Source organism: Sulfitobacter sp. HNIBRBA3233 (assembly GCF_040149665.1).
GTDB lineage: Bacteria > Pseudomonadota > Alphaproteobacteria > Rhodobacterales > Rhodobacteraceae > Sulfitobacter > Sulfitobacter marinivivus.
Genome location: NZ_JBEFLP010000002.1, coordinates 75,359 through 89,536 on the forward strand (window position 1 = coordinate 75,359; position 14,178 = coordinate 89,536).

Below are 14,178 nucleotides of genomic sequence, written 5' to 3' on the forward strand. Positions count from 1 at the left end.
GCGGCCAGCGCCCGCAACCCGCTATGGCACAGCTTCCGCGCGCATGCAAAACCCGAATTCGCAGTGCTGCCTTGCGCCTGCGGGCCTTGTCAGAATTGCATTGTGGGCCTGCGCGCCCTAGCGTCGGAGGGGCAGGGCCCGCCGGGCACGGACGCAGGGGGACGGCATTCATGCCCAAGATATCATTCATCGGCATACTGGCGCTGGTCGCATTATCGCTGTTCGCCGGACTGCCGCAGGGCGGCGCAGCGCAGGGTTTGGGCTCTCTCGTGCCCGACACCAGCGCTGCCGCCGGGGATGCCGAGCCGCAGTCGGCGCAAACCCCGGGCGGCCCGCTGGCAGACGCGCTGCGCGAAGCGGCGCGCGCGGGTGTCGGTATCGTGGTCATCGATGCGGACGGACGTCTTGCGGAAGGCGGCGGCCTGCCCGCCGCAGGTGAGGTGCAGGCAGAACGCGCCGCCAGCGAGGGCGCGAATTTGATGAAAGCGCAGGAAAGGGCGGATGCCCTGCGCGACGCGCTGGTCGAGCGCATCCGCGACATGCCGGACGCGATCAACGAAGTCGCCTATATCCTGCGCGCCGCATCTCCCGACGGGACGATCATGCTCTTCGGCAGGCTGCTGCTCTACAGCCTGCTGCTTTTTGCTGTCGGTGTCGTGGTCGAGCGCGAGGTATTCGGAAAACGCCTCGCACGGCGCTTCGTCGTGGACCGCGTGATGGAAGATCCGCAAGGCTATGCGCAGAAGATGCCGTTTCTGGTGTTCCGTTTCGGGATGGGGGTGCTGGGTATTCTGGTGTCGATGACGGTGGCCTATGTGCTGGGCGCGCTGATCTTCGGCCCGATCGAAGACAGCGCGGTCCAGTTCACGGTGACCCTGATCAACCTCGGCTATTTCTGTTGCCGGTTCGTCGCGGGGCTGTGGCGGATGATCCTGTCTCCCTACCTCGAGCAATACCGCATTCCCGCCCTCAGCAACCGCGACGCGCTGCGTCTGCACAGGTGGCTGTGGATATTGGGCAGTTTCGATATCTGTGCCATTCTGTTCGGGATCTGGATCGGCGAGTTGGGCCTGAACTATGACGTATACGCGCTGGTTGCCGCGACGCTTTCGGCGGTTGTGGTGGTGTTCAACATCGTGATGGTCCTTGTGAACCGGTGCGCGATTTCGACGGCGCTGCGCAACGGCAAGGAACCTGCCGAGGTCGGCTTCCTCTTGCGTCTGCTCAGCCGCGCATGGGCGCCGGTGGTGATCTTCTACGTTCTGTTTGCGTGGGTCGAACTGACAATCGACCTGATCCTCGAAAACCCGTCTTCGATCCCGCTGATCGCGGGGGCCTATGGCATCCTGATCTCGATCATCGTAGTCTACGGCGTGGTGAATTACCTGATCGAACGTGGCTTTGCCCGTGCCCGCGCTGTGCGCGCGATGCGCCACAGGCAGGCCGAGCTTGAGGCCGCCGAAGCAGAACGCCTGCACGCCGAAGCCTTGCGGATGCAAGGGGCAGAGGAGGACGGCCCCGACCCTGACGGGGAGGATCTGGCGCTGGGCGCGGGTACGGCTGCGGGCCCTCTGGCCGCGCGGATCGAACCCGCACAGCCCGTGCCTTCGGCGACCCCCGACGCCGCGCTGGCCGAAGAGGATCCGGCCGACGAGCAGATCGCGCCGGTGCGCACGCTCAACAGTTTCGAGGCGCTGGCGCGTCGCGTTGCAGGCATTCTTGCCTTCGTGGCGGGGGCCTATGCCTTCTTCTATATCTGGGACAACGATGGCGCGCAGATGGTCGAAAGCCTTGCCGACAGCCTGCTCGATATCATGGTCATCATTTTCATCGGCTATATCGTCTACCACGCCTTCCGCATCTGGATCGACACCAAGATCGCGGAAGAAGTCGGGGACGAGCAGGAGGCGGAACTGGGCGACGAGGGCGGGGGATCTTCGGCGTCGCGGCTTGCGACCCTGCTGCCGCTTTTCCGCAATATCGTGCTGATCGTGGTGGTGGTGACCATCGTGCTGATCGTGTTGATGGAAATCGGGATCAACGTCGGCCCGCTTTTTGCCGGTGCGGGGATCGTCGGCATCGCCGTAGGCTTTGGCAGTCAGGCGCTGGTGCGCGATATCTTCGCCGGTGCGTTCTTTCTGTTCGACGACGCGTTCCGCAAGGGCGAATACCTCGATGTGGGGGGCGTGAAGGGCACGGTCGAGAAAATCTCGGTCCGGTCCTTCCAGCTGCGTCACCATCTGGGTGCGCTGCACACCATCCCCTTTGGCGAGTTGCAGGTGATGACCAACTACAGCCGTGACTGGGTGATGATGAAACTGCCCCTGCGCGTGACCTACGACACCGACGTGGAGCGGGTGCGCAAGCTGATCAAGAAGCTGGGGCAGGAATTGCTGGAGGATCCGGTGATCGGGGCGGATTTCATCCAGCCGCTGAAATCCCAGGGCGTGATCGAGATGCAGGACAGCGCGATGATCATCCGCGTCAAGTTCATGACCAAACCCGGCGACCAGTGGGTCATCCGCAAACGCGTCTACGAGGAAATCCGCATCCTGTTCGAGCGCGAAGGCATCAAGTTCGCGCACCGCGAGGTGACGGTGCGCCTTGCCGACGGCAAGGCGTCCGATCTGAGCGAGACGCAGAAACGCGAAGTGGCCGCCGCCGCCCATGCATCGCTGGAGGAAGACGATCTGGCGCCCGGGGCCGGGGAGACCGGCGACGACCGCTGACCCTGCAAGGATGCGCAGGCCATTGTGCGCCGACGGGCAGGCGGGCGGCTTGAAGCGGTGCGCGCCCCCGCTAGGTCATGGCGCATCTTACTGAAACAGGGAGTTTCCAATGACCGAATTCGCTCGCCCGTCCCGCCGCCATTTCCTGATCGGCACCGCTGCCGCAGCAGGTGCCGTGACCATCCTGCCCTACGCCGCAACGGCCGCAGCCCATGCCGCCGATACATTCGATACCCCCGCTGGCAAGATCACGATTTCGCCGGTGTCGCACGCGTCTTTCGTGGCCGAGACGCCGGTCGGCGTGATCTACGTCGATCCGGTCGGTGGCGCGGAAAAATACGAAGGTATGCCCGCCGCGGATCTGGTCCTGATCACCCATGAGCATGGCGATCACTATAACCAGGACACACTGGATGCAGTTGTCGCCGAAGGGACGCAGATCATCGCCAACCCCGCGGTTTACGCGATGCTGCCCACGGCGATGCAGGCGCAGGCCAGCGAGGTCGCCAACGGCGGCACGGCCAGCTTCGAGGGTCTGTCAATCGAGGCGATCCCCGCCTACAACATCACCGAAGAGCGCAAGAATTTCCATCCCGAGGGCCGCGACAACGGCTATGTGCTGAACTTCGAAGGCTTCCGCATGTATGTCTCGGGAGATACCGAAGACACCCCCGAGATGCGTGCGCTGGAGAACATCGATCTGGCCTTCATCAGCATGAACCTTCCGTTCACCATGGATGCCAATGCCGCTGCATCGGCTGTGGCCGAGTTCAAGCCTACCTACGTCTATCCCTACCACTACCGTGGCCGCGACGGTGGCACGCAGGACCCCGAGGCCTTCGCCAAGATGGTCGGTACGGATACCGAAGTGAAGATGGGCGATTGGTACGCCCCCGGCGAGCTGGGCTGAGGTGTTTCGGATGCGCCATGGCGCATCCGACCGGCGCGGGCGCAAGCGCCCGCGTTTTTAAAGAGGATTGCCGGTTCGGCAGAGGGCGCTTCCCGCAAGGGGGGCGCCCTGTTTCGTTGGGCGGGTGTAGAGACGGGGAGAAAGGGGCCCGGGGGCCCTTGCGAGAGGCTCTGCCTCTCGCGCTCTCCGGAGTTTATCGGCAAAATGGAGACGCGGTGTGGCGCTTGGCGCGGTCAGTTGCGGTAGGGGTCGAGCGACGCACGCAGGCCATCCCCGAGGAAGTTGAACGCGAGCACCACCACGATGATCGGCAGCATGGGGATCGCGGTCCAGGGGTAGATTTCGATGCTGGCGAGGTTCTGCGCGTCGTTGAGCATCACCCCCCAACTGACGGCGGGGGCACGCAGCCCCAGACCGAGAAAGCTCAGCGCTGTTTCGCCGAGGATCATCGCCGGGATCGACAGGGTGGCGCTGGCGATCAGGTGAGACATGAAGTTCGGCAACAAATGACGGCGAATGACGCGACCGGGGCGGGCGCCCATCATCTCGGCGGCGCGCACGTATTCCTCCTCGCGCAGGGACAGGAACTTTGCCCTGACCGCGCGCGCAAGGCCAGGCCAGTCGAGAATGCCAAGGATGATCGAGATGATAAAGAAGACGGCGACCGGCCCCCAGTTCGAGGGCACCGCGGCAGAGAGGGCCAGCCACAGGGGCAGTTCCGGCAGCGAGCGCAGGATCTCGATCACGCGGTTGATGAACCAGTCCGTGCGTCCGCCGAAATAGCCCGCAAGGGCGCCGAAAAAGATGCCCAGGGTGAAGCTGACTGTGATGCCGATCAGCCCCACGGTCAGCGACAGCTGTGCCCCGTAGAGGATGCGGCTGAAGACATCGCGGCCAAGCCTGTCGGAGCCCCACAGGAAAACCGTCGCGTCTTCGGGGGCGCAGAAGAGATGCGTGTCGGAGGGGATAAGTCCGAAGAGGCGATAGGTCTCGCCCTCGCAGAAGTATTCGAGGGGCTTCGGCGTGCTGGCGTCTTCGGTGTAGCGCCAGCGGTAGTTGACCAGATCCGCCTCGGCGGTGGTGGCATAGACGAAGGGGCCGATAAAATCACCCTCGTGCCACAGGTGGATCGATTGTGGCGGATGATAGAGGTAATCGGCGCTGCGCTCGTTCGGGGCATAGGGTGCGATGAACCCCGCCACCGGCAGCGTCAGGTAGCACAATAGCAGGAACAGCCCCGAAATCAGGCCCAGCTTGTGACGGCGGAACTTGCGCCAGATGAGCACGTAGCTTGGCGCGTCGAATTCGGCACGTTCCGGCGCCGACAGGTCGCCGTGGTCTGTCCATGGCTCGGTATCGACAAAGCGGTTGTCGGGCTGGACGCTCATGTGCGGGTGTTCCCCATGCGGATCCGCGGATCGAGCAGGACCAGCAGCATGTCAGATATCATCGTGCCCACCAGCGTGAGGAACGCCACGAACATCAGCACGAACCCCGCGAGGAACTGGTCCTGACTTCTCAGGGCGGTCAGCAGATAGGGGCCGATCGTTTGCAGGCCCAGAACCACCGACACGAGCACCGACCCGGAAACCATGGCCGGCAGCAGGTTGCCGATATCCGCAACGAAAGGATTGAACGCCATGCGCAGGGGATATTTGCGCAGCATCTTCGATGGTTTCATGCCCTTCGCGATGGCGGTTTCGACGTAGGGTTTGCTGAGTTCATCCAGCATGTTGGCACGCAGGCGCTGCATCATCGCGGCTGCACCGGACGTCCCGATCACGAATGTCGGAACGATCAGGTGCACAAGGATGGATTTGACCTTGGCCCATGACATCGGCTCGCCCTCGAACTGCGGGGCCATCAGGCCGCCGATGGGCAGATCGAAGTATTTATGCCCGTAGTAGAACAGCATCAGCGCCAGCAGGAAGTTCGGCGTGGCAAGGCCCAGATAGCCCACGAAACCCGCCGTGTAATCGACCCATGTTTCGGACCGGGCCGCAGCCAGAACGCCGAGCGGCAGCGCCACCAGATAGACAAACAGCACAGCGGCCAGATTGACCAGAACCGTCAGCCACAGGGCATCGCCAACGATTTCACCCACGGGGCGGTCGAATTCGAAAGACCAGCCGAAGTTGCCCTGTATCAGCCCCGAAAAGCCCTGCGGGCCGGGGGCGAAGCCGACCCAGATCAGGTATTGCTCCCAGATCGGCCGGTCGAGCGCGTATTCCGTGCGCAGGAATTCGGCCTTCGCCACGCCCTCGGCCTGGCCGGTGGCGCGCAGTTCGGCGATCTGGTTGCTGAGGTAGTCGCCGGGCGGCAGGTTGATGATGACGAAGACCAGCACCGATACCACCCACAGGGTCAGCAGCATCGTCGCGATCCGCGACACGGCATAGCGCAGCAGCATCATTCGACGGCGGCCTGTTGCGGATCATCGGCAAAATAGAACTCGTCCATCCGGTGGATACCGAAATGCGCACCGGGATCGTAGGCCCAGACGGCCTCTTCGGGGACGTTGCGCAGCCGCCGCGAGACGACGACAGGCTGTGGCGCACCGTTGAGGATGCCGATGGCGAATTGCTGGTCGGCGTGGATATCGAGCATCTCGTTCCAGATCCCTTCGCGCTTGGCGGGATCATCGGTATGCGCCCAGTCCCAGTTCAACTGTAACAGCCGCTCGGCGGGGGGGTAGTCCGGCTTTTCGCCGAGCTCGCCCATTGTCTGGTAGTATTGCCCCCACATCGGCCAGGCAAAGAATTCCTGTTGTGTCGGCGCGACATACTGAGGGTCTGTTTCCGCGCGCGGAAGGCCGTTGTCCCATCCGTACCAGACGCCCGCCATGCTGAGGCCCGCGTAGATCCGGTTGCGCAGGATATCACGGTCGAGCGGGCGCATGATCAGCCGGATGCCCAGCTCGCGCCATGTATCGGTGATGATCGCCAGCGCGTTCTCTTCTTCCTGACGCTCGCCCGCGGTTTCCACCACGAATTCCATGGGGCGTCCGTCGGGCAGGCGGCGCAGCCCCGCGGGCGTGCGGTCTGTCAGCCCCATATCATCGAGAAGCGCGTTCGCGCGGTCCAGATCCAGCGTGCTCCACGCGTCCAGATCGGTCGGGTCGTAAAACGGGCTTTGGGGCAGGGCGCTCATCCCGCCCTCGTTGGCCAGCCCGAAATAGAGCGCGCGGTTGATCATCCGCCGGTCGATGCCGAGGCTGAGCGCGCGGCGGAAACGCACATCGCGCATGACCTCGCGCCAGACCGGATCGGCGAAATTGAGGTTGGGATAGATCGCGATCTGGCTGGCGGTCCCGTTGGCCCAGAGGTTGACGCGGTAGTTGCCGCCGTCGACTTCGCCTTTCTTGAGGATTGCCACATCGCGGAAATCCAGTCCGCGCGCCTGAAGATCGACTTCGCCCGCGTTGGCCTTCGCCGCAATCAGACCGCCGCCGACGATCCCCATCTCCACAGTGTCGATGTAGGGCAGCTGGGTGCCCTCGCTGTCGATCCGGTGGAAATAGGGGTTACGCACGAAAATGGCGCGGCTGTTCTGGTCCTCTCCGGTGACGTTCGTCCACGGTTGCAGTGTCGGCAGATCGGGATTGTCGAACTTGTACATGTTGTCGACCTTGTTGTGCAGCGCGGCCCAGCTTTTGACGCGCTCCTGCTCGATCAACGTGAAGAGATCCTCGGGATCGGCAAAGTCGAGGTGGAATTGCCTGAGGTAATGCGCGGGGCGGTAAATGAAGGGCGGGCGCGCCTGTGCCAGCAGCGGCAGAAAGCCGGGGTTGGGAGTGTCCCATTCGAAAACCACGGTGTGGGCATCGGGGAAGGTTACGGTGCCCAGCTTGCCGTCGACGATCATCCACTCGGGCGGTCCCGACGGCGTGATTTCTTCGTTCAGGGTGATGTATTTCCACCAGTATTCGAAATCCGCCGAGGTAAACGGAGCGCCATCCGACCAGCGGTGGCCGCGGCGCAGATGCAGCGTGAACTTGCGCTCGTCCTCCACGTCGACCGCGCGCAGCAGATCGGGTTGCAGCGTATAATCGGGGGCATAGCCGACAAGGCGGGCATAGCCGTAGACAACCATCTGGCGGATGTCCTTGCTGCGGCCCACGAGGGTGCGCAGCTTGCCGCCCTGCACCCCTGTCGTCCGGCCCTTCGCCACAAGATCGACGACAAGCGGCTCTTGCGGAATGCGGTCTGCCGCGGGTGGCATCGCGCCCTTGTCGATCTCGTCCGCCCAATAGGGGGTTTCCGCAACGGGCGGCTGCGCCGCTGCGCCGGAAAACTGCAGCAGCGTTGATGCCAGCGCCGCTGTCAGCAGACGCAGGCCGGGAAGTCTTGGAAGGAGGGATCGGTCAAGCATGGCACCGTACCTTATGCCCCGGTTCAAGTTCCCGCAATGCCGGTGCAGTTGCCCCGTCGAAGCGGAACCGCTCGGGCCATCCCGACGGCGCGCCCGCGCCCTTGGCGACAAGATCGAGGTCAATAGGGCGGGCGATGTCGGGTTCGGGCTGCGCCGCTATCAGGGCGCGGGTGTAGGGATGCTGCGGATTGTGGAACAACGTCTGCGGCGGGGCCTGTTCGACCACGACACCGGCGCGCATCACCGCCACCTCGTCCGCGATCCGCGCCACGACTGCCAGATCGTGGCTGATGAACAGATAGCTGAGCCCCGCGCGCTCGCGGATGTCCTCGAGCAGCGTCAGGATCTGGTCCTGCACCGAAACGTCCAGCGCGCTCGTCGGCTCGTCGCAGACCAGAAGCTGCGGATCGAGCGTCAGCGCGCGGGCGATCGACAGCCTTTGCCGCTGGCCGCCGGAAAACGCGTGCGGGTATCGAAGCAACATGTCCGGCGACAGGCCGACCATGCGGATCATCTCGGCGGCCTTTTCGCGGCGGTCGGCGGCGGTGCCGATCCCGTGGATTTCCATCGGCTCGGTCAGCGCGCCCTGTACGCGCATGCGCGGGCTGAGTGACGAATAGGGGTCCTGGAACACCATCTGCGCCTCGCGCTGGAATGCCCGTCGCACCCGTGGCGACATATCCTGCACATGGATCGGATCGGCGCCGCCGCGCGCGCGGAACAGAACCTCTCCGCCGGGATCGGGGGTTATGGCGCCCAATGCGATGCGCGCGCAGGTCGTCTTTCCGGAGCCGCTTTCGCCGACCACCGCAAGGGTCTTGCCGCGCGGCACCTGCAGACTGACATCGCGGCAGGCGACAACCTGCATCGGCTTGCGCCATCCGCCCGATTTCAACGTGAACGTCTTGGACACATCGCGGATGTCGAGAATCAGATCCGTATGGGGGGCAGGCGGCACCGGTTGCGTCTGCGCGGGTATCAGCGGCGCTGCGGCGAAAAGCTTGCGGGTGTAGCCGTGTTCCGGCGCGCCCAGCACCTCGGCCGCGCTGCCGCGCTCCATCACCCGCCCGCCGTTCATCACCACCACGCGATCTGCCATGTTGGCCACGACGCCCAGATCGTGGGTTACGAGAATCACGGCCATCCCGGTTTCACGCTGTAGATCCTTGATAAGGCCCAGCACCTGCGCCTGCGTGGTGACATCCAGCGCAGTCGTCGGTTCGTCGGCAATCAGCAGATCGGGGCGCGTGACCATGGCCATGGCGATCATCGCGCGCTGGCGCATCCCGCCCGACATCTCGAAAGGATAGCTGCGCCACGCCCGTTCCGGATCGGCAAAGCCTACTCTTTCAAATTGAGCGAGCACGCGTTTCTTGGCCTCTGCCGCAGTGATACTGCCGTGCAGGTGGAGCACTTCGGACACCTGATCGCCCAGCCTGTGCAGCGGCGACAGCGCCCGCATCGGCTCCTGAAAGATCATCGAAATGCGGTCACCGCGCAGCCCCCGCAAGGTGCGTTCCGACGCGTTCAGCATGTCGACGCTCTCGTCGCCGTGCTGAAACCGGATGCTGCCGCCGCGCAGCTGGCCGTTGGCAGGCAAAAGCCGCAGGATCGACCGGCAGGTCAGCGTCTTTCCCGACCCCGATTCGCCGACCAGCGCCAGCGTTTCCCCGCATTCCATCGAGAAGCTGACGCCGTCGACAACCGCGGGTGCGGCGCCGAATCCGATACTCAGCGATGTAACTTCCAGAAGTGGCATGAGGCCCCCGTTTCAGTGGGAGTGAACCCGATCCGCAGGCCCCCGTCCAGCCTATGTTGCGGGCGCGGCGTTCTGACCCTGCGACAGTCCGCAGGCAAGGGAGCCGGAGCGGCTGAAAGCGCGGCTCGGGCGGGTCCGAAGTTTTCCTTGCACTCGATTGGGGCAGCTTCTAGGTTCGGCAACGAAATGCGGAACGCAGTTTTACATAGCGAAATCCTGCCGGGAGGGTGGGAGCGCGACGCGCAGCGCGGCAGGATGCCGTGAAACGCGGGGGAGGGATATGACAGACCAGTCATCGGACCGGAAATTCGCCAATACCCTCGCGCGGGGGCTGGCTGTCCTGCGCGCATTCCGTGCCAGCGACAACGGTCTGACCCATGCGCAGATTTCCGAGCGGACCGACCTTCCAAAGCCGACGATTTCGCGCCTGACCTACACGCTGTGCGAATTGGGCTACCTCAGCCACGGCGGGCGCAACGACCGGTTTCGTCTTGGCCCCGCCGCGATCGTTCTGGGGGCTGTCGCCAATCAGGCGGTCCGCTTTGTCGATCAGGTGGACGAGGCGATGCAGCGGCTGGCCAATGACACCGGCACGCTGGCGCTGATCGCGGTGCGCGACGGCGACCGCATGATGCTTGTCCGCACATGGCGGCCCGAAACCGCATCGACCATTTGGCTGGAACCCGGCCACCGGATCCCGATGAACAGCTCTTCGTCGGGGCTCGCGTTTCTCGCCGCGCTGGACGACGAGCGGTTCGAGGCGCTGGAACCCTCGGACGAACTTCGTGGTTTCCGCAACGACGGGTACAGCCAGCTTGTCGGTCGCGGCTTCGCCATTGTCCCCGACGAGGCGCGCTTTGCCACGACCGTGAATGCCGTCAGCGTCCCCTATTTCGCCGAGGAGTTCGGCGAGGCTGTCGCCTTTACCTGCGGTGCGCTGCCCGAAAACCTGACGCGGGACCGGATGATGCATGACGTCGGCCCGGTGCTGCATAAACTCGTACAAGGGCTGGAACGACGTTCCGGCCGCGCGTCGGCACTGGTTCGACGCGGATAGACTTTGGAGGAAAACCTATGACCGAACCTGTCAGCTATGATACCCGCGATGGTGTTGCCATCCTGCGGATCCAGAACCCGCCGGTGAATGCGCTCAGCCAGGCCGTGCGTCAGGGCCTGAGCGACGCGATGGATCGCGCCGAGGCCGACGAGGCCGTGAAGGCCGTTGTGATCGTCGGCGACGGACGTGCCTTTATCGCCGGAGCCGACATCTCGGAGTTCGGAAAGCCGCCGCAGGAACCGTTCCTGCCGGACCTGTGCACCCGCATCGAATCCTCGCCGAAGATTGTCGTGGCCTCGATGCATGGCGTGTCGCTTGGCGGTGGGCTGGAAGTCGCGCTGGGCTGTCATTACCGCGTGGCCCAGCCGGATGCGCGCGTGGGTCTGCCCGAGGTGCACCTCGGCATCCTGCCCGGCGCGGGTGGCACCCAGCGTCTGCCGCGCCTTACTGGTGCCGAGAAGGCGGTCGAGGCGATCACGACAGGCCGCCACATCAACGCCGCCGAGGCGCTGGAGCTTGGCCTCATCGACCGGATCGAAGAGGGTGATCCGCAGGAAGTCGGCGTTGCCTACGCCATGGATCTGGTCAGCGAAGGTGCCGCGCGCCGTCCCGTGTCGGAAATGCCCGCGCCCGCCCCGATGGACTGGGACGCGACCTATGACGCGGTGCTGAAAAAGGGCCGCGGCCAGATCAGCCCGGCCACGGCGGTCCGCGCGGTACAGGCCGCGTCCGAGTTGCCGTTCGATCAGGGCATGAAACGCGAGCGCGAGCTGTTCACGGAGCTGATGGATACCGACCAGCGCAAGGGCCTGATCCATGCATTCTTCAACGAGCGTGCGGTTTCGAACCTTCCCGAACTGAAGGGTGTTGACCCGCGTCCGGTGCAATCCATCGGCGTGATCGGCGGCGGCACCATGGGGGCGGGTATCGCCACTGCGGCGCTGCTGACCGGCCTGAATGTCGTGCTGATCGAAATGTCCGACAAGGCCGCGGATGCCGCGCGCGAAAGGATCGCCGGCAACCTTGCCGGTGCGCTGAAGCGCGGGAAGATCACGCAGGAAAAGCACGACGCGATGCTGACCATCGCACTCGAGATCAGCCAGAACTACGACAGCCTGCAAGACGTCGATCTGGTGATCGAGGCGGTCTTCGAAGAGATGTCCGTCAAGAAGGAAGTGTTCGGCAAGCTCGACGCGGTGTGCAAACCGGGCTGCATCCTCGCCTCCAACACCTCCTATCTGGACGTGAACGAGATCGCGGCAAGCACGTTGCGCCCGGCGGATGTGATCGGTCTGCATTTCTTCTCGCCTGCGCATGTAATGAAGCTGCTCGAGGTGGTCGTGGCCGATGAGACGGCGCCCGACGTGGTCGCCACCGGCTTTGCTCTGGGCAAGCGGCTGGGCAAGGTGTCGGTGCGCGCGGGCGTCTGCGACGGTTTTATCGGCAACCGGATTCTCGCGGTCTACCGGACGGCTGCGGATCATATGGTTCTGGACGGCGCATCGCCCTACCAGATCGACAAGGCGCTGGTGGATTTCGGTTTCGCCATGGGCCCCTTCGCGGTCGGCGATCTGGCCGGTCTGGACATCGGCTGGGCCACGCGCAAGCGCAAGGCACCCCATCGCCACCCCGAAGAGCGTGTGCCGACCTATATCGACCGGCTGTGCGAGCAGGGCCATTTCGGCCAGAAAACCGGCGAAGGCTATTACATCTACGAAAAGGGCAAGCGCGGCGGAACGCCCAACCCCAAGGTCACCAAGCTGATCGAGGAAGAGCGCGCCGACCGCGGAATTACGCCACGTGATTTCACCGACGAAGAGATTGTCAGGCGCTATATGTGTGCCATGGTGAACGAAGCCGCGAAGGTCGTCGGTGAAGGCATCGCCAAGCGTCCGCTGGACGTCGATATGGTGCTGCTCTTCGGATACGGCTTCCCGCGCTACTGGGGCGGCCCGATGAAATGGGCCGACATCCAGGGCCTGCCGAACGTACTGGCGGACATCGAGAATTACGCAAAGAAGGACGCGTGGTTCTGGCAACCCGCCCCGCTTTTGAAAGAGCTTGTGGCCGATGGACGCAACTTTGATGATTTGAACCGTGCCGGGTCTAAGTGACCCGATGAACAAACAGAGCAACGAGAGGATATTCCCATGGATCTGAGCTATTCCGACGAAGAGAAGGCCTTCCGCGACGAGGTTCGCGCATTCCTTGACGAAAAGCTGCCAAAGGACCTTCAGGAGAAAGTCCGCGCCGGTGGCGATCTGCAAAAGGACGACATGGAACGCTGGCACGCGATCCTGAACGAAAAGGGCTGGCTGGCTCCCAACTGGCCCAAGAAGTTCGGCGGTGCCGAATGGAATGCCGTGCAAAAGCACATTTTCGAAGAAGAAGCCGCTCTTGCGCACGCCCCGCGCACCGTACCTTTCGGCCTGTCGATGCTGGCGCCGGTGCTGCAGAAATTCGGCAGTCAGGAACAGTGTGACTACTGGCTTCCCCGGATCCTGTCCGGTGAGGACTGGTGGTGCCAGGGCTATTCCGAGCCCGGCGCCGGGTCCGACCTTGCCTCGCTCAAGACCGAGGCCGTGCTGAACGACGCGGGCACGCATTACATCGTGAACGGTCAGAAAACCTGGACCACACTGGGCCAGCACGCCAACATGATCTTCTGCCTCGTGCGCACCGACAAGACGGTGAAGCAGCAGGAAGGCATCTCGTTCCTGCTGATCGACATGGACACGCCGGGCGTCGAAGTGCGCCCCATCATCCTGCTCGACGGCACCCACGAGGTGAACGAAGTCTGGTTCACGGATGTCGAAGTGCCCGTCGAGAACCTTGTCGGCGAAGAGAACAAGGGCTGGACCTATGCCAAGTATCTGCTGACCCACGAGCGCACGAACATCGCCGGTGTCGGCTTCAGCCAGGCCGGTCTGCGCGCGGTCAAGCGCATCGCGAGCCAGGAAATGGCGAACGGCAAGCCGTTGATCCAGAACCCGCATTTCGCCGCGCGTGTCGCGCAGGTGGAAATCGACCTGATGGCGATGGCAACCACCAACCTGCGCATCGTCTCGAAGGCGGCTGCGGGCACGGCGCCCGGGGTCGAATCCTCGATGCTGAAGGTGAAGGGCACGATCATCCGTCAGGAAATCAACGATCTGGCGCGCCGGGCTGCCGGTGTCTTCGCGATGCCCTTCGCGTCCGAGGCGATCGAAGGCAGCAACGAAGCACTGCCCGATCCGCTGGCCGCCGGGCCGGTGGCGTCGCAATATTTCAACAACCGCAAGCTGTCGATCTTCGGCGGATCCAACGAGATCCAGCGCAGCATCATTGCAAAAGTCACGATGGGAGGCTGATC

At 63.8% G+C, this 14,178-nt stretch carries 9 protein-coding genes; 5 read left to right on the forward strand and 4 right to left on the reverse strand.

Going from position 1 to position 14,178, the window contains the following annotated elements; genetic code table 11:
* Positions 1–170: 170 nt before the first annotated feature.
* Positions 171–2,729, forward strand: coding sequence for a mechanosensitive ion channel family protein (locus ABMC89_RS13620; RefSeq protein WP_349568804.1), 2,559 nt, complete (start codon positions 171–173; stop codon positions 2,727–2,729).
* 109 nt (positions 2,730–2,838) lie between these two features.
* A complete protein-coding gene (locus ABMC89_RS13625; RefSeq protein WP_349568806.1) occupies positions 2,839–3,639 on the forward strand; it encodes an MBL fold metallo-hydrolase in 801 nt (266 codons plus the stop codon).
* 233 nt (positions 3,640–3,872) lie between these two features.
* Here the strand turns inward: ABMC89_RS13625 and ABMC89_RS13630 are convergent, their stop codons facing one another.
* Genes ABMC89_RS13630 through ABMC89_RS13645 form a run of 4 tightly spaced genes read right to left on the reverse strand, consistent with a single transcriptional unit; the run spans position 3,873 to position 9,769 of the window.
* Positions 3,873–5,027: an ABC transporter permease gene (locus tag ABMC89_RS13630; protein WP_349568808.1), complete on the reverse strand. Its 1,155-nt coding sequence runs from the start codon at positions 5,025–5,027 to the stop codon at positions 3,873–3,875.
* Entirely contained in the window at positions 5,024–6,052 is a 1,029-nt protein-coding gene (locus ABMC89_RS13635) for an ABC transporter permease (protein ID WP_349568810.1), read from the reverse strand. Before ABMC89_RS13635 ends, ABMC89_RS13630 begins: the two co-directional genes overlap by 4 nt.
* A complete protein-coding gene (locus ABMC89_RS13640; protein ID WP_349568812.1) occupies positions 6,049–8,010 on the reverse strand; it encodes an ABC transporter substrate-binding protein in 1,962 nt (653 codons plus the stop codon). Before ABMC89_RS13640 ends, ABMC89_RS13635 begins: the two co-directional genes overlap by 4 nt.
* Positions 8,003–9,769 carry an ABC transporter ATP-binding protein gene (locus tag ABMC89_RS13645; protein ID WP_349568814.1) on the reverse strand — a complete coding sequence of 589 codons (1,767 nt, stop codon included), beginning with the start codon at positions 9,767–9,769 and terminating at the stop codon, positions 8,003–8,005. Before ABMC89_RS13645 ends, ABMC89_RS13640 begins: the two co-directional genes overlap by 8 nt.
* A 280-nt stretch (positions 9,770–10,049) precedes the next feature.
* Here ABMC89_RS13645 and ABMC89_RS13650 point away from each other — a divergent pair, with 280 nt between their 5' ends.
* From ABMC89_RS13650 to ABMC89_RS13660, 3 genes are read left to right on the forward strand one after another with little or no spacing between them, the layout of a single operon-like run.
* Positions 10,050–10,826, forward strand: coding sequence for an IclR family transcriptional regulator (locus ABMC89_RS13650; RefSeq protein WP_349568816.1), 777 nt, complete (start codon positions 10,050–10,052; stop codon positions 10,824–10,826).
* A 17-nt stretch (positions 10,827–10,843) separates the two neighbouring features.
* A complete protein-coding gene (locus tag ABMC89_RS13655; RefSeq protein WP_349568818.1) occupies positions 10,844–12,940 on the forward strand; it encodes a 3-hydroxyacyl-CoA dehydrogenase NAD-binding domain-containing protein in 2,097 nt (698 codons plus the stop codon).
* Positions 12,941–12,976: 36 nt separating this feature from the next.
* Positions 12,977–14,176 (forward strand): acyl-CoA dehydrogenase family protein, encoded by a 1,200-nt coding sequence (locus ABMC89_RS13660; RefSeq protein WP_349568820.1) that lies wholly within the window; start codon positions 12,977–12,979, stop codon positions 14,174–14,176.
* Positions 14,177–14,178: the final 2 nt, after the last annotated feature.